Origin of the sequence: Methylophaga sp. UBA3613 (genome assembly GCF_002375415.1) — a bacterium.
Taxonomy (GTDB): domain Bacteria; phylum Pseudomonadota; class Gammaproteobacteria; order Nitrosococcales; family Methylophagaceae; genus Methylophaga.
On record NZ_DFLS01000005.1, the window covers coordinates 1 to 23820 of the forward strand.

A 23820-nucleotide genomic window follows, 5' to 3' on the forward strand; every position below is an offset into this window, starting at 1 on the left:
ACGCTGTATGAACGTACATAGTGTCGTCCATGACCAAAGCATTACCTTCGTGGCCACGTAAAACACCAGTTGAGAAAGACCAAGCCATGTTCAAATCTTTGACGTTGTCTTTCGTGATTTGAGTCAGTTCGCTGTAACGCGTATTGGCATAGTCACCAGCGGGCATAACCCAGTTATTGTCATTTTTTTGCATTTCAAGGAGCTCATCTGCAGCCACCAGACCTGGTGCTGCTAATCCCATCATTGCAATTGATAATGTTTTCAGCTTCATAAAGTTGTCCTCTATTGCTTTTTAGTTTTGTACGTCACGATTTGTTCGGATGAACCTCATGCGTATGACGAACCATAATCCGACTTCCCGGGTTCGTCAAGAACTTTACACAACTTTTTTATGAGTATTTCCATCTTATTTTCGGGAAGATTTTCCCGACAACTTAAGCTTTTGAAATTTAACAACTTTATTTTTTTGCTAAAAATCAGGCATGATCTTTGATCCAGCTAATTGCACACTGAATAGCGGTGAGTGCGCGCTCTCGACCATAGAGCTCTAAAGTCGCATCCAAGGAAGGAGAAATCGTATTTCCTGTTATCGCAACCCGTATTGGCTGTGCCACTTTGCCCATACCAACTTCATGTTTGTCAGCACAGTTCTTGATGACTGAATGAATCGGTTCAGCCAGCCAATCTTTGAGCTCAGTCAATTCTGCCAATACGGCTTCTAATAATGGCAAGCTGGCTTCAGTCAGATTTTTCTGTGCAGCTTTTTCATCATAGGCATCCACATCGCGATAAAAATACACGCTAGACTCTGCCATCTCTTTAAGCGTCTTGGCACGTTCCTGCAGCAATACCACAACATCAACCAAAGCTGGACCATCAGCAGGATCAATACCTAACTCTCCCATATGCCAGCTGAGGTGCTGTGCAACATGTTCTGGCTCGCTGGTTTTGATGTAATGTTGATTTAACCAGAGTAATTTATCGGTATTAAAGCTTGAGGCAGCTTTATTGACGTCTTGAATATCAAATAGCTGGGTCATTTCCGCTAAGGAAAAGATTTCCTGATCACCGTGCGACCAGCCTAATCTGACTAAATAATTCAATAACGCTTCGGGAAGATATCCTGCATCCCGATAACTCATCACACTGACGGCACCATGCCGCTTGGAAAGTCTAGCTCCATCGTCACCCAAGATCATTGGGACATGTGCAAATACGGGTGGTTTAGCACCCAAAGCTTTAAAAATATTGATTTGTCGAGGTGAGTTGTTTAAATGATCATCACCACGTATTACGTGGGTCATCTGCATATCCAGATCATCTACGACCACTGTTAGATTATAAGTAGGTGTGCCGTCTGGACGAGCAATAATTAAATCATCCAGTTCACTGTTTTCAAAAACAACATTGCCACGGATCGCATCTTCAACAACCACTTGACCAACGGTAGGGTTTTTAAAACGAATCACCGGCTCAACACCTTCGCGAGGAGTTGTTATATGGCGGCACCGACCGTCATAGCGAGGTTTCTGCTTATTGGCGCGCTGCTCTTCACGCATTGCTTCCAGTTCGTCTTTACTGCAATAACAGTAATAAGCATCGCCCTGATCCATTAGTTGCTGGATAATTTCCTTGTAACGATCAAAACGTTGCGTTTGATAAAACGGGCCTTCGTCATAATCCAACCCCATCCATGTCATGCCTTCGAGAATCGCGTTCACTGATTCAGCTGATGAGCGTTCGATATCGGTATCTTCAATCCTTAATACAAAACGACCGCCATGTTTTCTGGCATATAGCCATGAAAAGAGTGCGGTACGGGCCCCGCCTACATGTAGATATCCTGTTGGGCTGGGTGCAAAACGCGTACGAATTGTCATAATCAAAAGTTCTCTGCTAGCTATGTGGATGTATTGCGATAAAGTGCGTTATTGTAACAGTTCAGACGCTGACAATTAGTGAGTCATCAACATGCGTATATTAATTTCCTTTCTATCTATTACTGTTTCATCCTTTGCCTTTGCCAGCAGTCTTCAGGCAGACAGCTATAAGGTGCAGCAGGTTGCTGAAGGTATTTTTTACCACCAGGGCAGCCACCAAGAAGCGGATGCTGAGAATCTGGGCGCCATTGCCAATGTTGGTTTTATCATTGGTGAGCAATGCATTGCCGTCATCGATAGCGGCGGCAGTTTTCAGGAAGGTAAGTTATTGCGTAAAACCATCCGCCAGCATAGTGACTTGCCGATCTGTTATGTCATCAATACCCATGTGCACCCGGATCATATTTTAGGAAATGCAGCTTTTAAGACCGATAAGCCGGAATTTGTTGGTCACGAAAAATTACCGGCTGCAATGGCCAGTCGACAGCAACACTTTGCCAGACAGTTTTCGGAGATTTTGGGTGATGCCTACAAAGGCACCGAGTTTATCGAAGCGAAGACCCTGGTTAAGGTTGGGTCACCATTAACATTGGATCTTGGTAACCGACCACTGATTTTAACCGCATTTACCACGGCGCATACTGATCATGATTTAACCGTTTATGATGAAAAAACCAGTACATTATGGACCGGCGATTTATTATTCGTTGAACGTATTCCGGCCTTGGATGGCAGTATTAACGGCTGGATTGATGCCCTTGATACCTTAATTGAACATGATGCGACAATGATCATTCCTGGTCACGGCACAGCTTTTAACGGTGAAAACTCAAAAGGCTGGCAGGATTTACTGCGCTATCTGACCACCGTACGTGAAGAGATTAGGGTCATCATTAATGATCTGGGAACCATTGAACAAGCCATTGACTCGGTAGGCACGCAAGAAGCTGAAAAGTGGAAACTTTTTGAAGAATATCATCGTCGAAATGTTACCGCTGCTTTTGTAGAACTAGAGTGGGAATAATAATTATTAGGAGAGCGAAAATGATGGGGCGAAATACATTTTTTTGGGCTGTATTTGCAGTTTTTATGAGTCATAGCTTCATTGCAAATGCTGCAACAGCTGAAGAGGATTTATGGTCAGCGCTTAAACAAACCTATTTTGGTGATCGTGAAATTCATGAAAATGCCGATGATGTTTTGATCCTTGAAGCGCCTACCCGGGCTGAAGATGCTGCCATTGTTCCAATCAGTGTCAAATCGGTTCAGCCACAGACCGCTGAGAGATACATTAAAAACATACATATCATCATTGATAAAAACCCGATGCCGTATTCTGCGAATTTCCATTTATCACCGACACTGGGTGATATTGATATCGCTACACGGGTCAGGGTCGATCAGTACACTGATATGCGGGCTATTGCAGAAATGAATGATGGTTCTTTGCATATGGTGTCAAAATTTGTCAAAGCCTCAGGAGGATGTAGTGCTCCTGCAGGTAAAGACATGGAAGCCGCTATGGCTCGACTGGGCAAAATGCAGATTCGTATGCGAGAAGCCAACATTGGCGAAACAACAAAGGCACAGGTAGTTGTAAGTCACCCGAATAATAGTGGCTTACAGTTTGATCAAAAAACCCGTGGCTATATTCCACCGCATTATGTGAAAGAAATCATCATAGATTTTGATGATGAAAACCTGATTACACTTGAGGCTGGCATTTCTATAAGTGAAGACCCAAGTATCCGGTTTAGCTTCACGCCGCAAAAACATGGTGTGTTAAAAGCGATGGTGAATGACACTAAAGAAATGACTTACAGCATGGATAAACAAATATAGCGGACATTTTCACTACGCACATCCATAAAAAAGGCCGTTTTAAACGGCCTTTTTCTTGTCGCTGATATCAGTCAGAAATTATTGGATTCGACATTCTTTATAAGCTGAAGCCGAGACTTCTTCGTATTTATCTATACCGCCACTTAAACCTTTATCATCGCGGAACTGTGCCCCTTTGTCTGCTGGCATATTTTGGTACATATAAGCGGTGTTGACATCTTCGAACTCAGTCTGAGTAAAAGCTTCATCAAGTTTGTCCACTACGCATGAACATTTATGCACACCTTCATAGACGTTTAAATTTGTATTTGCCTGCATACAATCATTGACGTATTGCACCTTAGTCACCGTTGAAAAATCCATATGTTCATCGGCAATAGCGGAGGCACTTAACATGGTCATACTGGCAAACAGGACTGTCAGACTGGTTTTCTTCATTCTCTACTCCTAAAATTTTATTATATGGTGCTGCTGTGACTGGTAATTTGGAAGACAAGTTCCTACACAGGAACAGGATATTGCCACTTTAACGTATTGCCAATCAAACTTTTTGATAGAGCATAATGGCAGTTTAATTTCCTCACAGAAACAACATAGGGTAAAATCCAGCGTTTATTTATCTCACATCAAGCCATGCTAAACGCAGGAGAACATGATGAAAAAATTACTGCTTCATCTCGATACTGATACCGTCGCGAGCACATTTGATCAAGCTGTTGCCTATGACTCCGGCGTGGATAATATTATCGCGCATGGTGGAGCAACGCGTGACAATGTCACCTCTCATGTTCATGGCATGATTTTTACCCGCGGTGGAAAAAACCTGAAAAACAGCGCAATTTTTATCGGTGGTTCAAATGTAGCTTCCAGTGAGCTTGTCGGTGAAGCTGTAAAAAAAGCATTCTTTGGCCCCGTTCGAGTTTCGGTCATGCTGGATCCAAATGGGTCTAATACCACCGCAGCAGCAATTGCCCGAAAAGTAATGACTGACTACGATATTACCGGCAAAAATGTAGCGATTCTTGGGGCAGGACCTGTGGGACAACGAACTGCCTTGTACCTGTTAAAAGAGGGTGCAAGCAAAGTCACCCTAACCTGCCGTAGTATGGCGCGAAGCAAAGCCACTGTTGAACATATGAAAAAAGCCTATGGGGTTGATGTGATTCCCGGTGAAACACGGAGTGATGAAGCCGTTGCTGCATTACTTAAAGACGCCCATGTGGCTATTGCTGCCGGTCCGGCTGGTGTTTGTATTGTCCCCGAGGCTACCTGGACTGCTAGCAAAACGCTCGAAGTGATTGCTGATGTTAATGCGGTTCCACCGTTGGGTGTCGAAGGTATGGAAGTGATGGATAATGGGACGGAAAAACAGGGAGTGCGTTTTTACGGTGCTATTGCGATTGGTAACTTTAAAATGAAGGTACATCGAGGAGCAGTGGCATCACTGTTTGACACCAATGACTTGTTTTTGGACGAAACCACTATCTACGATATCGCCTGTAAAATTGATAACGCCTAGTGATAGCAATGCAACAACCGGTTTCACCTGTTAAGCTTCAGACGATTTGTATACAGGCTCCGGCAAGACTCCACCTAGGTTTTCTGGATCTAAATGGCGGCTTAGGCCGTCATTTTGGCAGTATCGGTTTGGCAGTAGATAGTCACTATACTAAACTCAGCCTTACTGATTCTGATGATCAGCCCCCCTCAGCCCCCCCTGTTACAGACTCTATTCGTCACAAAATCACTAAACTGATTAATCAGTTTTATCTCACGTTAGGATCGAATATCCCGACTGATTTACGCCAACTCAACCTCACCATTCACTCATTGATTCCAGAACATGCGGGGCTCGGCTCAGGCACTCAGCTCGCTCTGGTCATTGGTCAGATACTGGCGAACCATCATCAGCTGGATATTCCCACCGCAAAAATTGCTCTGGCACTGGATCGTGGAAAGCGATCAGGAATTGGGATCAGTACCTTTGATACCGGTGGTTTTGTAGTAGATGCGGGCTTAGGGCCTAACTCACAGACACCGGTCAGATTATTTCAGCAGGACTTCCCCTCTCAGTGGCGACTGGTGATGTTGATGGATAAAAGCCATCAGGGCATTCATGGTCAAACTGAAATCCAGGCATTTCAGCAATTGCCAACGTTCCCTTTACAGCACTGCCAGCGTATTTGTCACCTGACGTTGATGCAGCTACTCCCCGCATTAATTGAGCAGGATATTCAATTATTCGGTTCCGCCGTGAGCGAAATTCAAGCCCTGATTGGTCAACATTTTGCCCCAGCACAAGGTGGCCAGTACACCAGCAATGCCATAGCCGTCTTAATGGAACACTGCAAGTCTCTTGGATTTACTGGCATGGCACAAAGCTCATGGGGTCCAACATCCTGCGTATTTACCGAGAGTCAGTCTCAGGCGGATCAGCTTATCGACGAGCTACGTGGCGTGATTGACGCAGATCCTCAATTGCAGAATATTGAATTAATCAGTGCTGCTGGCGTTAATAAGGGTGCTGGCATTACAATCGACGGCAAAACTTTACATTTTAATAAACAGTGAGGGATTAACATGTCCAAGCGCTCCATCATTCATATGCTCAACCCTATGAAACAAAACAGTCCGTTTGATATCAACATGGCATTGGATGCCGGTTATGACATCATCATGCCTTACAACAATGTTGAGTTGAAAGAGGTGGCAGGCTTAACACAAGATGCTATTTTTTCCCGTGGCCCTGCTGGTGTAAAAAAGACGGGTATGTTTATCGGTGGAAGAGATATTGGGCTGGCGATGGATATGCTTGATGCAGCCAAGTCTGCAATGGTCCCCCCATTCGAAATTCCAGTATTTGCTGATCCAAGTGGCGCTTTTACCACTGCAGCGGCGTTGGTGGCCTGTGTCGAACGTGAATTAAAGAAACATTTCAAGCAGGATTACAAAGGTTGTAAAGCAGTTGTTTTCGGCGGTACCGGTCCAGTGGGACTTGCCACCGCAGTAATTGCGGCACTACAAGGTGCTGAAACCACTATTGTTGATCACTTTTCACTGGATACAGCCCTGCAGTTTTCTGATGAGGCCCGTAAACGTTACGGTGTGAGCTTACGAGCCACCACTGCAGCATCTGACGCAGATAAAGCCCGTCTGTTAAGTGATGCTGATGTGGTTTTCTGTGCAGCTAAAGCAGGTATTCAGGTATTGAATGCTTCAGTACTGAGCGATGCTAAAAAGCTTAAAGTGGCCGGCGATGTGAACGCCGTTGCACCTTTGGGGATTGAAGGTGTCGAGTTAATGGATAACGGCGAACCGCTGAAATTTGCCCCACAATGCCCAAATGCTGTCGGTATCGGTGCACTTGCAGTTGGTAATGTGAAATATAAACTGCAGCAAGCATTACTCAGAGAAACACTGGAAAGTGATAAACCTGTTTATCTGGATTTCCGTAATGCCTTTGAAGGTGCTCGTAAACTGGTTTAAGCATAGAAAGTACAGGAGCCAGTAATGGCTGAACATCCGAGGCTCCTGTTGATCGTTGCACAAAGCGCAAGAATGCTGGCGCAATCGGCTAGACGGGAGGGTTATACCCTCCGTGTAGCTGATTGCTTTGCTGACATTGATACTCTCGACGCTGCGGATAGATTTCTGAAACTATCTGCGTTGGATAACCTTGAAGCACATCAATGGCTACAGACTATTATTACCTTAAGTGATGATGAGCCATGCTGGTTAATCTGTGGCACCGGTGTCGAGCGTTTTTATCCTGCTCTTTCACAGTTACCCGCTCATATAAAATTTGCAGGCCCCTCATATGAGTGCTTTGAGCAGATTTGCCTCCCTGAAAAATGGATTGCAATACTGGAAAAATTATCTTTACCGCATCCGCCAACAACATTCCAAAAACCCCAGACGGCAAATAGTAAATGGCTAGCCAAATCGGCTGCCAGTTGGGGAGGAACACACATTGTTGAAGCAAATTTGGTAGCAGAAAGTCCCGACCGATATTATCAACAATATATTGAGGGCATCAGTGGATCCGTGCTGTTTCTGGCTGCAGCAGATGACCTTCAGTTATTACTTTTCAATGAGCAATTTCCTGTTAATCTCAGCCTGTATAACTTCAGTCTAAACGCTATCTCAAGTGGCCTTCAACTTGACTTAAAACAACAAAACTTTCTCCATCAGACACTACAAAAACTGACCGAACATCTGTCGTTAATCGGTTTGATGTCATTGGATTTTATACTCACGCCATCAGGTGAAATTTTTCTGCTGGAGCTGAATCCACGTCCTACCGCTTCCTGTCAGTTATTGCCGGATCATGCTCCCATTATCAGTTGGCAGTTGATGAGTTTGACGGGTGTTATGCCTGAAACAGCGGTTGAACTTCCTGCAAAAAAACGAATCTTATGGTTTTGTTTTGCCCCGGAACAAATCAATATCCCGGCGGATTTTGACTGGCCAGAGTATTGCCATGACTTGCCTGCCGGAGGAAGTGTTATCGATAAAGGTGACATCATTTGCAGTTTAATGCTGGACGAAACCGAGCAGAATAATGCTCATCGCCTGGCCACTATATTGGTTCAAAATTTAGCGGTTGCCGCTTGAAAACAGTCCGTTGCTGACCCATATTACTGACAACTTAATTTCAAGGAATCTCGAATGAAACGAATCATGTTGTACCTTGCCACCAATATTGCGGTGTTAGCGGTATTAAGCGTGACAATGCGACTGCTCGGTATAGATAGTCTTTTGGATGAGCAAGGTTCTGGTTTAGATATGACTTCCTTGCTTATTTTTGCGGGAATTATTGGCTTCAGCGGTTCATTCATTTCTCTGGCTATTTCCAAATGGACAGCAAAACGCCTGACCGGCGCAGAAGTAATTACTTCACCCAAAAATCAAACTGAAAAGTGGTTGGTGGATACTGTGTCACGTCAGGCAAAACAGGCAGGAATAGGCATGCCTGAAGTAGCCATTTATCAATCACCGCAACCCAATGCTTTTGCCACCGGCATGAATCGTAACAATGCCCTGGTCGCGGTCAGTAGTGGGTTGATGCAATCGATGACACAGGATGAAGTAGAAGCTGTTTTGGCACATGAAGTCAGTCATGTAGCGAATGGCGATATGGTGACCATGGCGTTGATTCAAGGTGTGGTGAATACATTTGTTATCGTATTATCCAGAGTGATTGGCCATCTGGTGGACCGGACGGTTTTCAAAACCGAACGAGGACATGGTCCAGCTTTCTGGATTACCTCAATCATTGCTGAATTAGTGCTGGGTATTCTCGCCAGTATTATCGTGATGTGGTTCAGTCGTCAGCGGGAGTTTCGTGCCGATGCCGGCGCAGCAAGGCTGGTTGGCTCGGGAAAAATGATTGCTGCCTTACAACGCCTGGCAGGCACTGCCGAAGAGGCTTTACCTGATCAATTACATGCATTTGGTATTTCAGGTGGACGTGCAGGGATTTCGGCATTATTTATGACGCATCCTCCGCTTGAAAAACGGATTGAAGCATTACGTTCCGGTCGTATTTAACGCTTAACAGGCTGATTTTGCACTTCAAATCAGCCTGTTATATTTATCAGAACCTTCTCTAAACTGATTAGAGATCTTCGTCTTCAAAGTTGTAATCAAGCTTATCTGAAGGCTTATGAATATAATAACCTTGGGCGTAATCAACACCCAACCGCCATAAAAGAGCAAGACTGACTGCGTCTGAGACAAACTCGGCAATACAGGGTTTTTCAGCCTGCTTTGCCATATCGATTATCGCTTTTATGGCTGCCTGATTTTCACTATCGTTCGCCATATTTTCGACAAAATTACCGTTGATTTTCAGATAGTCAACATCGAGCACATTCAGACTATGCGAAAATCCTATACCGGAACCAAAATGCTCTAATCCAAATTCACAGCCAATGGCCTTAAGTTTGGCAATAGTATTTTTGGTGTCTTCAATATTATCCACGGCGGCTGTTTCACTGATCTCAAAGATCAGCGCATGTCCGGTCAAATTATGTGCTGAAAGAGTGGCTGATAACCAGTCTACATAATCTTTTTCATGCAGAGTCTGTTCAGAAAGTTTAATAAAAAACCGTGTTTTAGGATGCGTTTTTTGATGTTCTGACAGCATTTTAAGTGCTGTACGAATGACCCATTTATCCACCTCTGCCATCATCTGCAACTTGACAGCATGCTGAATAAACTCCTCAGCTCGCAAGATTTTGTTTCCGTCCTGCAATCTTAACAGAACGTCATAGAACTCTTGTTGAGGACCGTGCAAAGCAACAATGGGTTGAAAATGAATATTGAATAAATCGTTGTTCAGGGCATTTTGCAACACTGTTTTCCAAGCAGAAAGTTCGCCTGAATCACTCTGGGGCATTTTCTCCTGGAATCGAGCTGTCTGATTGCCGCCAGCATGCTGGGCAATAGTACAGGCTTTATCAGCATTCTCCAGAGCTGTTTGGGCTGAGGCGACATTTTCACTGATACGCGCTATCCCAATACTACAGTGCAAATCGATCATTTTACCGTTGGTATGTGAAACAAAATCAGCAACGCTCTTCAAAAAAACATCAGCTCGTTTATCCACAAAACTTTCGTCGGTGCTGGGGATGATAATGGTAAAGATCTGATCACCGTAACGGCCGACCGTTTCACCCTCTTCGGCTGTTTGTAGCAATAGATCGGCAACACTTTTAATCAGAACATCGCTGGTCGCCAGACCTAGAAGCTCTTTAATTTGCTGAAAGTCATCCAGCACCATATAAAGCAAAGCAGAATCCTGCTGGTTTTCAGCTGCCTGGTTAACTGCAAACTGTAACGCATCTACAAAACGCGTTCGGTTGTATAGTCCGGTCAGAAAATCAAAGTCACGTAAACGTTGTAGTTGATCATTGTCTTCAACAAGGGTGACATTACGATCACGAACAACAACCTGAGTACATTCTTCTCCTTCTACCTGTGCATGGCTGAACTCGATATCCGCATCAAATGCATAACCACCACTCTTCAAACACTGAGCTGTGACCGTAGCCGGTTTTGAATCGACTTGCTCAGTAAACTGACGAAATACCATTTTAAATTTGGCATGGTCGTCAGGATCAATCAAATCAAGAATTGGCAAACCATCAATGTCTTCCTGTTCTTTATAACCAAACAGATTCAGGTAGGCACTGTTAACATATAAATGCATGCCTTCGTGCATATAGGCCACGGCATCTCTGGAGCTTTCCAGTAAAGCTCGGGAGCGTTTTTCACTCTCGCGCAATGCACGTTCATTGCGTCGTCCAAGACGTCGCATAAACAGATTATCCAGTTCACGCTCAACAACGAACTTCAGCCGTTCAATGTCATCTTTCAAGACAACATCCTGAACGCCGGTCCGGAACAATTCTTTTTCAGCGGCTTTATTTTCAGTAATCACAATGCATGGTAAATCCTTACCCAGGCGTTTGATTACGTTAACAATTTCAACAGGAGCCAGCGCTGGCAAATTATCACGGCAAATAAGCAAATCCCAGCTTTGCTTGCTTAATGACTGCTCCAATGCATCAAAATCATCTTCACGCCCTGCTCTGACCGCATGGCCTGCACTGCGTAATATATTAATAATAGCGTCAGCTTCGGTAAGCGAATCGTCAATAATTAATAACCGTAAAATACCTTCAGCTCTCGCCACGCTGCTCACCTTTAGTAAATTGCACCGGTGTTTTCCCTTCCAGTTGGGTCATGGTTAATGTCATCCAATCGTAAGCCTTTTGATTAACGGCAGTAGCTGACAAATCCTGAATATCTATCTTAGCGCCAATCACCATTTTGATCACGCCTGGACGTTTAAGAAAGCCTTTTTTTGCCCAAAAGCTGCCGGCATTATGCGCCACCGGAACGACTGGAACAGCTGCTTCCACCGCCAAACGGGCTCCACCCACCCCAAACCGCCCCATCGTGCCAGGCGGTAAACGGGTCCCTTCAGGAAACACCACAACCATTGCGCCTGATTGTAACCGTTCCTTGCCCTGCTCAATTACCTGATGCAAAGCCTGACGGCCGGCATTTCGATCAATGGCGATTGGCCGCAATGAAGCAAGTCCCCAACCAAAAAAAGGAATCCATAATAATTCACGTTTCAACACCCAGACCTGAGGAGGAAAGACAGCCTGTAACGCCAATGTTTCCCATGCGGATTGGTGTTTGCATAAAATCACACAAGGTTCTGTCGGAATATTTTCTCGTCCTTCAACTTCCAGCCTCAATCCACAAATAATTTTTAACAGCCAGATATTCATTACCGCCCAACGACTTACTACCCAATAGCGCTGTTTAAACGGTAATGGCCAGATTAGCACGCCAATCACCGAGAATAGAATGGCTGTTATTGCGTACACGGTCAGAAAGATGAATGAACGGAAAATTTGCATCAAATTACGATTTCCAACAATGCATCGGCCACTGCAGCCAGGTTGTCATATACAGGTACATCCTTGGGGATACCTTTCTTCAGAGTCTTTTCACCCTTTCCGGTGCGCACCAGAATGGGCTTGGCTCCAGCAGATTGTGCTGCCTGAATATCTCTCAGCGAATCGCCGACCGCAGGCACATGATCCAGATTCACCCGCAGTCGATGGGCAAGCTCTTTAAACGCTGCGTCTTTAGGTTTACGGCAGTCACAATTATCATCAGGCCCATGTGGGCAGAAAAAAATGGCTTCAATGCGTCCCCCAACCTGCGCCAGCATCCGCCGCATTTTACTGTGAATACGATTGAGGGTTTCGACATCCAGAAAGCCTCTGGCAATGCCGGATTGATTGGTAATGATTACCACCCGGTAGCCAGCATAATTCAGTCTCGCAATAGCTTCCAGACTACCTTCAATAGGCTCCCATTCAGACGGAGATTTAATAAAATCATCCGAATCATGGTTTATCACACCATCACGATCGAGAATTATCAGCGACATATACGCATCCTAATTTTGTAATCGGGAAATATCCGCCACACCCAGAAACAATGCCCGAGTCTGATTCAGTAACGCCAGACGATTATGACGAATTGCTTCATCTTCTGCCATAACCATAACTTCGTCAAAAAACGCATCAATACTGTCGCGCATATCGGCCAGACGTCTTAATACACCGGCGTAGTCGGCCATTTGCATCATCGGAGCAACATCTGCAGAGACTTGTTCTAAGGTCTCAGCCAGTTTTTGTTCGGCGGTTTCTTCCAGTAAATCAGGATTTAATTGATGATCCGCTTCGTAGGCACCGTTTTTCCGCAGAATATTATCAATCCGTTTATTGCCTGCAGCCAGCGCTTCGGCCTGCTCCATCTCACGGAAAGCGGACACAGCCTGCATACGCTGCATAAAGTCCAATGGACGCGTGGGTTTCAAAGCAAGCACGGCTTCAAATACATCACCATGATGGCCGGCATCGGCCGCATAGCCGCGTAACCGATCAAACAGATATTGCGTCACCGGAGCCACGATTTCTGTTTCAGTAAGCTGTTTATCGTAACTTTGCACTGACTGTTGTAAAAGTTCAGCCAGATCCAAATCCAGATTATTCTCGATGATAATTCTCAGTATGCCTAACGCCGCACGACGTAAGGCAAACGGATCTTTGGCACCTGATGGTGGTTGACCAATACCAAAAAGTCCGCACAAGGTATCGATTTTTTCGGCAAGACTTAATGCCTGTCCGGTTTTGCCCTGTGGCAAAGCATCACCGGCAAAACGTGGCAGATATTGCTCATCCATCGCTGCAGACAACTCTTCCTGCTCGCCATCAAAACGAGCATAGAAGCTGCCCATAATGCCTTGCAGTTCGGGAAATTCACCAACCATTTCAGTGACCAGATCACATTTGGCCAACATGGCAGCGCGTTCGGCCAGTGCTACATCACCACCAATTTTGCCCGCAATAAAACCAGCCAGTTTCGCAACACGTTGGGATTTATCAAAGACCGTGCCCAGTTGATTCTGGAACACGATGGTTTTCAGTTTTTCCTGACGATCCGCCAAGGGACGTTTTCTATCGGTATCCCAGAAAAACGCAGCATCGCTTAACCGAGGCAGAATCACTCGTTCATTACCGGCAATAACCTGCGCCGGATCGCGACTTTCAATATTGCAAACGGTAATAAAATACGGCAGCAACTTGCCTGCAGCATCTTCTACCGGAAAATATTTTTGATGGCCTTGCATTGAAGAAATCAACGCTTGCGATGGCAGTTCAAGAAACCGTGTTTCAAATTCACCCGACAACGCCACCGGCCATTCCACTAGGCCAGTAACTTCATCGAGCAATTCATCATCAATAATGGCCTGACCACCCAGTTGGCTTGCTAGCTCACTGACCTGTCCACGAATGGCTTCGCGACGCTCAGCAAAATCAACCATCACATGACCTTCACTAAGCAATTGCGGTGCATAGGTTTGTGGACTGCTGATTCGAATCGCCTGTGGATGATGGAACCGATGTCCATAACTGAGCTGATTGGATTGCACACCCAGCAGGCTGGCCGGAATAATCTCATCACCCAGCATCAAAATCAGCCAATGAACGGGTCTAACAAATTCTTCAGATAAACTGCCCCAACGCATGCGCTTGGGAATTGGCAATGCAGCTAAGGATTGCTTCACAATTTCTGGCAATAACTCTGTAGCGGCCTGACCCGCTTGTTTTTCGCGATAAACTAACCAAGCACCTTTATCCGTTTCCAGCGTTTCCAATGCATCGACATCCACACCACAGGAACGGGCAAAGCCTTGCAATGCCTTGGTCGGGTTACCATCTTCATCGAATCCAGCAGTAACAGCAGGGCCACGTTTTTCGATATTACGATCCGCTTGGTGCGTCTGGAGTCCACTGATAACTACCGCTAAACGACGTGGACTAGCGTACGCTTTCGAAACCGAAAAATTGAGCTCAGCCTCAGCTAAACCTTTCTCAATACCTTTGAGTAATGCGTCACTTAAGGTCGACAAAGCTTTCGGTGGTAACTCTTCCGTGCCCAGTTCTAACAGGAAATCACCTACATCACTCATGACTGCACCTCCTCCTGTTTGCTTAACATCGGAAAGCCCAGGGATTCACGTCGGTCATAATAAGCCTGAGCTACTGCTCTGGCCAATGTTCTGACTCTTAAAATAAATCGCTGTCTTTCAGTGACCGAAATCGCTTTACGTGCATCCAACAGATTAAAGGTATGTGATGCTTTTAAAACCATTTCATAAGCAGGTAACGGCAAGCCCGCTGCAATCATTCTTTCACTCTCTTTTTCACAGGTATCGAACTGCTGAAACAGATGTTCGGTGTTGGCATGTTCAAAGTTGTAGGTCGACATTTCGACTTCGTTTTGATGAAACACATCGCCGTAAGTCACTTTGCCGAGTGGACCATCAGCCCAAACCAAATCATAAACACTGGCTACGCCTTGTAGATACATGGCGATACGTTCCAAACCGTAGGTAATTTCGCCGCTAACCGGTTTACATTCGAGGCCGCCAACCTGCTGGAAGTAGGTGAACTGTGTCACCTCCATGCCGTTTAACCAGACTTCCCAACCCAGTCCCCAGGCACCTAATGTAGGTGATTCCCAGTTATCTTCTACAAAACGAATATCGTGGATGGTGGTATCAATTCCCAGCATTCTTAATGAGCCAAGATACAGCTCCTGAATATTCAATGGGGACGGTTTGATCAACACCTGAAACTGGTAATAGTGCTGCAGTCGGTTGGGGTTATCGCCATAGCGACCATCCGTAGGACGGCGTGAAGGCTGCACATAAGCCGCACTCCAAGGCTCTGGACCTATGGCTCGTAAGAAGGTTGCCGGATGGAAGGTACCCGCCCCGACTTCCATATCATAAGGTTGCAATAATACGCAGCCTTGCTCTGCCCAGTATTGTTGCAGACGCAGAATCAGCTCTTGAAAAGTTTTTGGCGTGGCCGCCACAGTTGCCGCAGAATCACTCATTGAGAAAATTGTCTTCGCATAACTAAAAATGTACTGATTATAGCGAATAAAGCAGTGGCTTGTAGAGACAACTCAGTAATGAATTTACAGGCTCGACGGTTTGACTAATGCGACTGTCACCGCAAAGAAACAGATACGGTACAATGCAGCGACCCATTAATCGTTAAAGAGCAGAATTATGTCGCGACATATCGGCATCGTGATGGATCCCATTTCAGCCATCAATATCAAAAAAGACAGCAGTTTTGCGATGCTGTTGGCCGCCCAGGCCAAAGGCTGGACGATTCAGTACATGGAACAACAGGATCTGTATCTGAGCCAAGGCAAAGTGATGGCCAGCATGCGGGATTTACAGGTCATAGAAGATGCCAACAACTGGTACCAACTTGGCGAACCAACAACCCGCAGACTTAGCGAACTTGATGCCATCCTGATGCGCAAAGATCCACCATTTGATATGGAATATATCTACAGCACATACCTCTTGGAACAAGCTCAGTCTGAGGGTGTATTGGTGGTGAACCATCCACAAAGCCTGCGTGATGCCAACGAAAAACTGTTTACTGCATGGTTTCCGCAATGTTGTCCGCCCACCTTAGTCACCCGAAAAAAACAATTGATGCGTGAATTTCAGCAACAACATGGCGATATTATTATCAAACCATTAGATGGCATGGGCGGCGCATCCATTTTCAAAGTCAGTCAAGGCGATCCGAATTTTTCGGTGATTGTCGAAACGCTGACCGAGCAAGGCAAAAAATCGGTGATGGTGCAACAGTATTTACCGGCTATTAAAGACGGTGATAAACGTATTTTGTTGATTAACGGTGAGCCGGTGCCCTATGCGTTAGCCCGCATTCCTGCCGATGGCGAAACGCGCGGTAATCTGGCAGCGGGAGGGAGAGGTGAAGGCCGACCTTTAACAGAAAGAGACCGCTGGATTTGTCAGCAGGTTGGGCCAAAATTACGCGAAAAAGGTCTGTTATTTGTTGGTTTAGATGTGATTGGCGATTATCTGACCGAGATTAACGTCACCAGTCCAACCTGTATTCGTGAACTGGATCGGCAATTCAACCTGAATATTGCCGGTGATTTGATGAATTGTATTGAGGCACATTTATGAAGACTGTTTTAAACAGCCTTATATTGGTGATTGGTTTAAGTTTATTAAGTGCATGCGGTGATCAGGATCGCGCCTTACAAGCCAAGTTTTATGCGTTTGGCACCGAAATCGACATCAGTCTGTACGGTGTTGATGAAGAAACCGCAGCCAAAACCATTGATGCTCTGGAGCAATCCTTTTCAGAAGTAAATGACCTGTGGCATGCCTGGCAGCCCAGTGTATTAACCAAAATTAATGATGCAATCGCAGCAGAACAGCCTATTGCAGTGGATGACAATGTTGCCAGCGTGATTTTACTTGCCCAGAAACTGGCGAGAGACAGTGGGCATTTGTTTAATCCGGCAGCCGGTAACTTATTTGCATTATGGGGTTATGAACAGGATGACTGGTTTGAATCCCATCCACCTCCTGCACAGGCTGATATCGATGCATGGCTGGCCGTCAGCCCGACGATGGATGATATCGTTATCGAAAATGGTCAATTAACCAGTAACAACACTGCTGTCAGACTCGGTTTTGGTGGTTTTGCCAAAGGTTATGCGGTCGATAACGCCATCGCGATTCTGCAACAACAAGGCATTCAAAATGCTGTCGTCAATATTGGTGGCGATTTACGCGCCATAGGCACACATGGTGAACGTCCCTGGATTATTGGTATTCGCCACCCCAGACATGACAGAGTGTTAGCCTCAGTGGCAGTCAGTGATGATGAAAGTGTTTTCAGTTCCGGTGATTACGAACGATTTTTTACCTACGAAGGTAAACGCTACCCACATATACTGGATCCACGTACCGGTTATCCAGCTGATCAGGCAATGTCCTCAACGGTAATTCATGAAAATGCTTCAATGGCGGATGCCGCTGCAACAGCAATATTTGTCGCCGGAAGTGACTGGCCAACCATTGCAGCAGAAATGGGAATTGATATGGTAATGCTGGTGACAGAAGATGGTCAGGTTGAAATGAGTCCTGCTATGCATAAACGCGTCAGATTAACCGGACATGATGCCGAACCGGTGATTCGCGAAATTCCCCACGAGTGAGCGAATGATTTCGACCAGCAGTGCCACTGATCGGATGATACTGACCCTTATCGGGTCGGTTATTTTGCATGTCATCGTGGTGTTTACCATCAGTTTTAATGTTTTTTCTCCACCGACCAACGCCCCGGTCAATCAGCTTGATATCACTTTGGTCAAACAACAAACCGAGCAGGCACCGGAAGAAGCCAGTTATCTTGCCCAGGTCAATAATGAAGGTGGCGGCGAAACCGATGAAAAATCACCTGAACCTACGCCGGAGCTAGCGGTACCGATTGCCGAAGAGACTCCCGCATCAACAGATCCCGTATCTCCCGCGGTTACGGAACTGGATCCGGTTCCTGTAGAACCGGTTAAACCCGAACCTGTTGTGGAACCGGCTCCGCCTGTTGAACCATCCACTCCAACAGAAGCGCCAGCTGAAAAGGTGGTTCCAGAGCCACCAGCTGAAAAACCAGTTGTTGAAGCAAAACCCGAACCCAAAACCACCAGCAAAAAAGTCACGGCTGAAAAAGCTGAACGTAAGGTAGAGACTTCTGAAATTGTCGCTGAAGAGACCGTTGAAGAAACGGCAGAGATTACACCAAACCTTTCCGGGGCAGAGCTGATTGCCCGTGCAAGAAGCGAAATCGGATCACTGCAAAGCACACTGGAATATAATAGCCGTGCGTTAAGTGAAACCCCAAAAAAACGTCGCATATCAGCAGCTACCAAGGAATATTCTGCCGCCGCCTATATGCGGGCCTGGGCAATGAAAGTCGAACGAATTGGCAATATGAATTATCCGCAGGAAGCCAAGGATAAGGGCGTTAATGGCAGCTTGATGTTATCAGTGGATATCAAACCGGATGGCAGTGTTCCCCCCGATGGCATTGTAGTATCACGCTCGTCCGGGCATAAGGTACTGGATGATGCCGCCGTGCGAATTGTGCGTTTAGGTGCTCCGTATGCCGCAATCCCCGAGGATGTTCTGAAAAATAATGACATGCTTACCATTATCCGCACCTGGAAATTTGAAAGTGCCCGAGGCCTGTCGGCCCGTTAGTTCTTCAGTCCGTATTTTGTTGTTGATATAACTGATACCCCGTCTCGGCCTTACTGCGGTTGTTATAACTCAGCGGCAATTCCGACTTCAGCTTTTCTGCAATTTGCTGTAAGACTTCCAGTGAGCCGTGACGTAACTCCAGTTCGACTTCATGTATGACCGCCCTATTGTTACCCGAAACAGCTTCGCCAAAATCATACGCCAGCTCAATCAGGGTATTCTGATCGGCCTCCAGCATAAGGATATCCCGGTCAAATTCGGTATAGAACAGACGCTGCAACTGCTTCCAGCTGCCACTGTCATCGACAATCGGCGCTAAGGGTGTCTGGCGAAGCAATGGCAGATCAAACTCACCATTGATGATCGGATGTTCCCACTCTTCACGCTGATGCAGACCATCTTGAACCTTGCCACTGGTTTTCACGGTTTGCAGCCATTGATCGTCGATCTGTCGCATACGCAAAGCGATGCCCTGCTGTTTCAGTTTCAGTTGCGGGGTATCAAAATATTCCGTCCGCAAATGCAACTGCTTTTGCTCACTGACCAAAGCTTGCAGCCATTCCAGATCAGCAAGATTCAGTTTGGTCTCGCCATTCACGGCGAGTTTCATTTCCTGTTCAAGACTCATTTCAGTAACGGCTTCAGATAATGTCCGGTATGCGAACGTGGGTATTCAGTGATTTGCTCCGGCGTGCCGACAGCAATCACTTCACCACCGCCAGCACCACCTTCAGGGCCCATATCAATTACCCAATCGGCGGTTTTTACCACATCCAGATTATGCTCAATCACCACGATAGTGTTACCCCGGTCGCGTAAGTGATGCAAGACTTTCAGCAGTTGCTCAATATCGTAAAAATGTAGCCCGGTGGTCGGCTCATCTAGGATATACAGCGTTTTACCGGTATCACGTTTGGATAATTCTTTGGCCAGTTTGACCCGCTGCGCTTCACCGCCGGAAAGCGTTGTAGCGTTCTGCCCCAGCTTGATATAGGTCAGGCCGACATCGATCAGGGTTTGCAGTTTTTTTGCCACCACCGGAATATTTTCAAAAAACACATTGGCATCTTCGATAGTCATATCCAACACTTCAGTGATGGTTTTACCTTTATAGCGAATATCCAGGGTTTCCCGATTGTAGCGCTTACCTTTGCAGACATCACAAGGCACATAAATATCGGGTAAAAAGTGCATTTCGACCTTAATCAGACCATCACCCTGACAGGCTTCACAACGGCCACCTTTAACATTAAAGCTAAATCTTCCAGGTCCATAACCTCTGGCCCGTGCTTCCTGAGTACCCGCAAATAACTCTCGTATCGGGGTAAAAAGACCGGTGTAAGTAGCAGGATTAGAGCGTGGCGTCCGACCAATCGGACTTTGATTAATCGCCACCACTTTATCCAACTGTTCCAGGCCGAGAATATCGGTATGCGGTGCGGGTTCTTCAGAAGCACCATTCAATGTCTTGGAAGTCAGCTTCAGCAGCGTTTCATTAATTAATGTGGACTTTCCTGAACCAGACACGCCGGTTACACATGTCATAAGTCCTATTGGAATATCGACATCGACATGTTTCAGGTTATTACCGCAGGCCCCTCGCAAGCCAATGGATTTACCGGCATGGGCGGTTTCGCGTTTCGCTGGTATTTCAATTTTTCGCCGACCAGAAAGGTACTGTCCGGTAAGCGAATGCTCACTTTTCATAATATCTTCTGGTGTGCCCTGCGCCACAATTTCACCGCCATGAACACCGGCACCCGGCCCGATATCCAAAACATAATCGGCACTGCGAATCGCGTCCTCATCATGTTCAACCACAATCACCGTATTTCCCAAATCACGCAGCCGGGTCAGTGTTCCCAACAGACGATCATTGTCACGTTGATGCAAGCCAATGGAGGGTTCATCGAGGATATACATCACACCGACCAGACCGGCACCGATCTGGCTGGCCAGCCGGATACGCTGCGCTTCACCACCAGATAAGGTATCGGCACTGCGCGCCAGCGAAAGGTAATCCAGCCCGACATTAACCAGAAAACTTAATCGGGCACTAATCTCGCTGACTATCTTGCTGGCTATCTCGCCTCGTTTACCCGGCAACTGTAATTGCTGGAAAAACTCGGTGGCTTCACCAATCGGCATCGCCGTTATTTCTGGTAAATTGGTTTCATTGATAAATACATTTCGAGAGGCTTCGCGTAAGCGGGTGCCATGACAATCCGGACAGGCTCTGATTGAATGGAATTTCGCCAGTTCATCGCGCACACTACCTGATTCAGTCTCATGATAGCGGCGTTGCAAATTGGGGATAATGCCTTCGAATGAATGTTTACGGCTTACCCGCTTGCCACGATCACTGATATAACTGAAATCAATTTCAGTACGACCACTGCCATACAAAATCACTTGCCGGACATTTTCAGGTAATGAATCAAATGCCGCATCAATATCAAATTGAAAGTGATCTGCTAGCGATAGAATCATTTGGTAGTAATAGGCATTACGACGATCCCATCCGCGAATGGCACCGGCCGCCAAACTGAGTTCAGGGTGTGCAACGACTCGGGAAGGATCTACAAACTGCTTGATACCCAGACCATCACATGTCGGGCAGGCACCGGCCGGATTATTAAAGGAAAACATGCGCGGTTCGAGTTCAGCAATCGAATAACCACATTCAGAACAGGCAAAACGGGCCGAAAACAACGTTTGATCGGCATCATCATCCATTGAGACGACTTTGGCCACACCATCGGCTAATTTCAAAGCCGTTTCAAACGATTCCGCCAAACGCTGTTGCAGGTCTTCGCGTACTTTAAAACGATCTACTACGGCTTCAATAGTATGTTTTTTGCGTAATTCAAGCTCTGGTGGATCGTCCAACTCAACGACCTCACCATTGACTCTGGCACGAACAAACCCTTGCGCCCGCAGCCCTTCAAACACAGACAGATGTTCGCCCTTGCGATCCTGAATCACCGGTGCCAATAGCATTAAACGTTTGCCTTCCGGCATCGCTAATACAGTGTCCACCATCTGGCTGACAGTCTGGGCTTCCAGTGGCAGATGATGTGTTGGACAGCGCGGCTCACCGGCTCGCGCCAGTAATAATCTCAAATAATCATAGATTTCAGTGATGGTACCGACGGTGGAACGCGGATTATGCGATGTCGACTTCTGTTCAATCGAAATCGCCGGTGAAAGCCCTTCGATATGATCTACATCGGGTTTTTCCATCATCGATAAAAACTGTCGGGCATAGGCTGACAGCGATTCCACATAACGCCGCTGACCTTCTGCATATAAGGTATCAAAAGCCAGTGACGATTTGCCTGATCCAGACAAGCCGGTAATCACAATCAGCGCATCTCTGGGCAGGTCCAGATCGATGTTTTTCAAGTTATGCGTACGGGCGCCGCGAATACTGATTTTTTTCATGCCTGTTCCGTAGTAAAATCCAACGGATCAATATACTCTGTCACCCTATCATGACGCAAAAGCAAGCCACACCTGACGCACTTAGTGCGCTGGAGAAACGTACTATTTCCGGTTTATCTCTCATCTTCGCCCTGCGTATGCTGGGTTTGTTTATGATTTTGCCGGTATTTTCGCTCTCCGCTCAACAATATTCTCACAGCACGCCTTTATTAATAGGTCTGGCGATTGGTGCCTATGGTTTAACGCAGGCGCTGTTGCAAATTCCATTTGGTATGCTCTCCGACCGGATTGGTCGTAAGAAGGTCATATATCTAGGGTTGATCCTGTTTGCCATGGGTAGCCTGTTAGCCGCTATGGCAGACTCAATCTACACTGTCATTATTGGTAGATTATTACAAGGCAGTGGCGCGATTGCCGCCGTAGTGATGGCCCTCACCGCAGACCTTACCCGCGATCAGCATCGCACCAAAGCGATGGCTGCCATTGGTATCAGCATTGGCTTGTCTTTTTCAGTGGCGTTAGCCAGTGGCGCGGCCTTAGAAAGCTGGATTGGACTGGATGGTCTCTTCTGGGCCACTGCATTAATGGCTATTTTTGGCATGCTGGTATTGCATTGGTGGGTCCCCACGCCGTATAAACATAAACAACATCAGGATATGAAACCTGCCCGTGCGCAAATTGGTGAGGTATTGGCCAATACTTCGATTATGCGGCTGGTGGCCAGTATTCTGATTCTCCATTTATTACTCACCTTAAGCTTTTTCGCGCTGCCGATCGCCTTGCAGGATTTTGCTGGAGTGGCCAAAGCGGATTTAGCGTTAACCTATTTACCGGTGTTATTACTGGCGTTTATCTGCATGGTGCCGTTTATTCTGATCGCCGAAAAACAGCGCAAAATGAAAATGGTGTTTATCGGTGCAATCGCTGTCCTGGCTGTTGCTCAAGTAGGTTGGGCGTTATTGCCAAGCTCATTAGCGATGCTGATGATTTGCTTATGGTTATTTTTCACCGCATTTAATATTCTTGAAGCCAGCTTGCCTTCGATGATGTCCAAACTCAGTCCGATTAAAAATAAAGGCACCGCGATGGGCATCTATTCCAGCGCGCAATTTATTGGCGCTTTTCTGGGCGGTATATTGGGTGGCGTTATATATAGTTTCGGTGATATCAGCTGGATCTTCTGGTCAGCGGGGCTCATTAGTGCATGTTGGTTAATTATGATGTTGCCGATGCAAGCCCCAAAACATTACAGTAGCCGCATTGTTCCATTAAACGAAGTCACCGCCGAGACCGCTGATGAATTTGTAGAACGGCTGAATGCTATCAAGGGCGTGGTTGAAATCGTCATTGTGCTGGAAGAGAGGATTGCATACGTCAAATACCTCGCCGATGATGTAGATCTACATGAACTCGAAGCATGTCTGATTTATGCGTAAAATGAACCAAAAT

The 23820-nt window shown here is 46.2% G+C and carries 20 protein-coding genes and 1 pseudogene; 11 read left to right on the forward strand and 10 right to left on the reverse strand.

Annotation, left to right across the window (positions count from 1 at the left end; all coding sequences use genetic code 11):
* Both B3S93_RS05005 and gltX read right to left on the reverse strand, forming a co-directional pair.
* Positions 1-271: pseudogene (locus tag B3S93_RS05005) on the reverse strand (PQQ-dependent dehydrogenase, methanol/ethanol family); the annotation flags it as partial.
* Between the two features lie 205 nt (positions 272-476).
* Positions 477-1880 (reverse strand): glutamate--tRNA ligase, encoded by a 1404-nt coding sequence (gene gltX / locus B3S93_RS05010; RefSeq protein ID WP_292400497.1) that lies wholly within the window; start codon positions 1878-1880, stop codon positions 477-479.
* A 91-nt stretch (positions 1881-1971) separates the two neighbouring features.
* Here gltX and B3S93_RS05015 point away from each other — a divergent pair, with 91 nt between their 5' ends.
* Together B3S93_RS05015 and B3S93_RS05020 are read left to right on the forward strand one after the other, a co-directional pair.
* Positions 1972-2904, forward strand: coding sequence for a quinoprotein relay system zinc metallohydrolase 2 (locus tag B3S93_RS05015; protein ID WP_292400500.1), 933 nt, complete (start codon positions 1972-1974; stop codon positions 2902-2904).
* A gap of 65 nt (positions 2905-2969) precedes the next feature.
* A complete protein-coding gene (locus B3S93_RS05020) occupies positions 2970-3722 on the forward strand; it encodes a quinoprotein dehydrogenase-associated SoxYZ-like carrier (RefSeq protein ID WP_292400503.1) in 753 nt (250 codons plus the stop codon).
* Positions 3723-3800: 78 nt separating this feature from the next.
* On the opposite strand, the gene B3S93_RS05025 is transcribed toward B3S93_RS05020, so the two are convergent.
* Positions 3801-4160, reverse strand: coding sequence for a hypothetical protein (locus tag B3S93_RS05025; protein ID WP_292400506.1), 360 nt, complete (start codon positions 4158-4160; stop codon positions 3801-3803).
* Between the two features lie 214 nt (positions 4161-4374).
* Between B3S93_RS05025 and B3S93_RS05030 the strand changes: the two genes are divergently transcribed.
* From B3S93_RS05030 to htpX, 5 genes are read left to right on the forward strand one after another with little or no spacing between them, the layout of a single operon-like run.
* The gene (locus B3S93_RS05030; RefSeq protein ID WP_292411173.1) at positions 4375-5241 is read left to right on the forward strand and encodes an NAD(P)-dependent methylenetetrahydromethanopterin dehydrogenase; all 867 of its coding nucleotides are present in this window, start codon (positions 4375-4377) and stop codon (positions 5239-5241) included.
* 8 nt (positions 5242-5249) lie between these two features.
* Positions 5250-6293, forward strand: coding sequence for a beta-ribofuranosylaminobenzene 5'-phosphate synthase family protein (locus B3S93_RS05035; RefSeq protein WP_292400509.1), 1044 nt, complete (start codon positions 5250-5252; stop codon positions 6291-6293).
* Between the two features lie 9 nt (positions 6294-6302).
* A complete protein-coding gene (locus tag B3S93_RS05040; protein ID WP_292400512.1) occupies positions 6303-7208 on the forward strand; it encodes an NAD(P)-dependent methylenetetrahydromethanopterin dehydrogenase in 906 nt (301 codons plus the stop codon).
* A 24-nt stretch (positions 7209-7232) separates the two neighbouring features.
* The gene (locus tag B3S93_RS05045) at positions 7233-8336 is read left to right on the forward strand and encodes an ATP-grasp domain-containing protein (protein WP_292400515.1); all 1104 of its coding nucleotides are present in this window, start codon (positions 7233-7235) and stop codon (positions 8334-8336) included.
* Positions 8337-8390: 54 nt separating this feature from the next.
* Positions 8391-9272, forward strand: a complete 882-nt coding sequence (htpX, locus tag B3S93_RS05050) for a protease HtpX (RefSeq protein WP_292400518.1) — start codon at positions 8391-8393, stop codon at positions 9270-9272.
* A 67-nt stretch (positions 9273-9339) separates the two neighbouring features.
* Here the strand turns inward: htpX and B3S93_RS05055 are convergent, their stop codons facing one another.
* From B3S93_RS05055 to glyQ, 5 genes are read right to left on the reverse strand one after another with little or no spacing between them, the layout of a single operon-like run.
* The gene (locus tag B3S93_RS05055) at positions 9340-11421 is read right to left on the reverse strand and encodes an EAL domain-containing protein (RefSeq protein WP_292400521.1); all 2082 of its coding nucleotides are present in this window, start codon (positions 11419-11421) and stop codon (positions 9340-9342) included.
* Complete coding sequence (locus tag B3S93_RS05060; RefSeq protein WP_292400524.1) at positions 11408-12160, reverse strand: lysophospholipid acyltransferase family protein; 753 nt, start codon at positions 12158-12160, stop codon at positions 11408-11410. The genes B3S93_RS05055 and B3S93_RS05060 overlap by 14 nt, the downstream gene beginning before the upstream one ends.
* A complete protein-coding gene (gmhB, locus tag B3S93_RS05065) occupies positions 12160-12699 on the reverse strand; it encodes a D-glycero-beta-D-manno-heptose 1,7-bisphosphate 7-phosphatase (protein ID WP_292400527.1) in 540 nt (179 codons plus the stop codon). The genes B3S93_RS05060 and gmhB overlap by 1 nt, the downstream gene beginning before the upstream one ends.
* Before the next feature lie 9 nt (positions 12700-12708).
* A complete protein-coding gene (glyS, locus tag B3S93_RS05070) occupies positions 12709-14787 on the reverse strand; it encodes a glycine--tRNA ligase subunit beta (RefSeq protein WP_292400530.1) in 2079 nt (692 codons plus the stop codon).
* Positions 14784-15719: a glycine--tRNA ligase subunit alpha gene (gene glyQ, locus B3S93_RS05075; protein ID WP_292748472.1), complete on the reverse strand. Its 936-nt coding sequence runs from the start codon at positions 15717-15719 to the stop codon at positions 14784-14786. The genes glyS and glyQ overlap by 4 nt, the downstream gene beginning before the upstream one ends.
* 178 nt (positions 15720-15897) lie before the next feature.
* Between glyQ and gshB the strand changes: the two genes are divergently transcribed.
* The 3 genes from gshB to B3S93_RS05090 are packed head-to-tail and all read left to right on the forward strand — an operon-like array spanning position 15898 to position 18927.
* Entirely contained in the window at positions 15898-16842 is a 945-nt protein-coding gene (gene gshB / locus B3S93_RS05080; protein WP_292400535.1) for a glutathione synthase, read from the forward strand.
* Positions 16839-17885 (forward strand): FAD:protein FMN transferase, encoded by a 1047-nt coding sequence (locus B3S93_RS05085; RefSeq protein ID WP_292400537.1) that lies wholly within the window; start codon positions 16839-16841, stop codon positions 17883-17885. Before gshB ends, B3S93_RS05085 begins: the two co-directional genes overlap by 4 nt.
* Before the next feature lie 4 nt (positions 17886-17889).
* The gene (locus tag B3S93_RS05090; protein WP_292400540.1) at positions 17890-18927 is read left to right on the forward strand and encodes an energy transducer TonB; all 1038 of its coding nucleotides are present in this window, start codon (positions 17890-17892) and stop codon (positions 18925-18927) included.
* A 4-nt stretch (positions 18928-18931) separates the two neighbouring features.
* Here B3S93_RS05090 and B3S93_RS05095 read toward each other — a convergent pair whose 3' ends face one another.
* The gene (locus B3S93_RS05095) at positions 18932-19555 is read right to left on the reverse strand and encodes an inorganic triphosphatase (protein ID WP_292400543.1); all 624 of its coding nucleotides are present in this window, start codon (positions 19553-19555) and stop codon (positions 18932-18934) included.
* Positions 19552-22371: an excinuclease ABC subunit UvrA gene (uvrA, locus tag B3S93_RS05100; RefSeq protein WP_292400547.1), complete on the reverse strand. Its 2820-nt coding sequence runs from the start codon at positions 22369-22371 to the stop codon at positions 19552-19554. Before uvrA ends, B3S93_RS05095 begins: the two co-directional genes overlap by 4 nt.
* Before the next feature lie 50 nt (positions 22372-22421).
* On the opposite strand from uvrA, the gene B3S93_RS05105 reads away from it, so the two are divergent.
* Entirely contained in the window at positions 22422-23807 is a 1386-nt protein-coding gene (locus B3S93_RS05105; RefSeq protein ID WP_292400551.1) for an MFS transporter, read from the forward strand.
* Positions 23808-23820 lie beyond the last annotated feature (13 nt).

Bases quoted from the DNA above. Each gene is read 5' to 3' on its own strand.
- gltX (WP_292400497.1), bottom strand. From the start codon at position 1,880: ATGACAATTCGTACGCGTTTTGCACCCAGCCCAACAGGATATCTACAT.
- B3S93_RS05015 (WP_292400500.1), top strand. From the start codon at position 1,972: ATGCGTATATTAATTTCCTTTCTATCTATTACTGTTTCATCCTTTGCC.
- B3S93_RS05020 (WP_292400503.1), top strand. From the start codon at position 2,970: ATGAGTCATAGCTTCATTGCAAATGCTGCAACAGCTGAAGAGGATTTA.
- B3S93_RS05025 (WP_292400506.1), bottom strand. From the start codon at position 4,160: ATGAAGAAAACCAGTCTGACAGTCCTGTTTGCCAGTATGACCATGTTA.
- B3S93_RS05030 (WP_292411173.1), top strand. From the start codon at position 4,375: ATGATGAAAAAATTACTGCTTCATCTCGATACTGATACCGTCGCGAGC.
- B3S93_RS05035 (WP_292400509.1), top strand. From the start codon at position 5,250: ATGCAACAACCGGTTTCACCTGTTAAGCTTCAGACGATTTGTATACAG.
- B3S93_RS05040 (WP_292400512.1), top strand. From the start codon at position 6,303: ATGTCCAAGCGCTCCATCATTCATATGCTCAACCCTATGAAACAAAAC.
- B3S93_RS05045 (WP_292400515.1), top strand. From the start codon at position 7,233: ATGGCTGAACATCCGAGGCTCCTGTTGATCGTTGCACAAAGCGCAAGA.
- htpX (WP_292400518.1), top strand. From the start codon at position 8,391: ATGAAACGAATCATGTTGTACCTTGCCACCAATATTGCGGTGTTAGCG.
- B3S93_RS05060 (WP_292400524.1), bottom strand. From the start codon at position 12,160: ATGCAAATTTTCCGTTCATTCATCTTTCTGACCGTGTACGCAATAACA.
- gmhB (WP_292400527.1), bottom strand. From the start codon at position 12,699: ATGTCGCTGATAATTCTCGATCGTGATGGTGTGATAAACCATGATTCG.
- glyS (WP_292400530.1), bottom strand. From the start codon at position 14,787: ATGAGTGATGTAGGTGATTTCCTGTTAGAACTGGGCACGGAAGAGTTA.
- glyQ (WP_292748472.1), bottom strand. From the start codon at position 15,719: ATGAGTGATTCTGCGGCAACTGTGGCGGCCACGCCAAAAACTTTTCAA.
- gshB (WP_292400535.1), top strand. From the start codon at position 15,898: ATGTCGCGACATATCGGCATCGTGATGGATCCCATTTCAGCCATCAAT.
- B3S93_RS05085 (WP_292400537.1), top strand. From the start codon at position 16,839: ATGAAGACTGTTTTAAACAGCCTTATATTGGTGATTGGTTTAAGTTTA.
- B3S93_RS05090 (WP_292400540.1), top strand. From the start codon at position 17,890: ATGATTTCGACCAGCAGTGCCACTGATCGGATGATACTGACCCTTATC.
- B3S93_RS05095 (WP_292400543.1), bottom strand. From the start codon at position 19,555: ATGAGTCTTGAACAGGAAATGAAACTCGCCGTGAATGGCGAGACCAAA.
- uvrA (WP_292400547.1), bottom strand. From the start codon at position 22,371: ATGAAAAAAATCAGTATTCGCGGCGCCCGTACGCATAACTTGAAAAAC.
- B3S93_RS05105 (WP_292400551.1), top strand. From the start codon at position 22,422: ATGACGCAAAAGCAAGCCACACCTGACGCACTTAGTGCGCTGGAGAAA.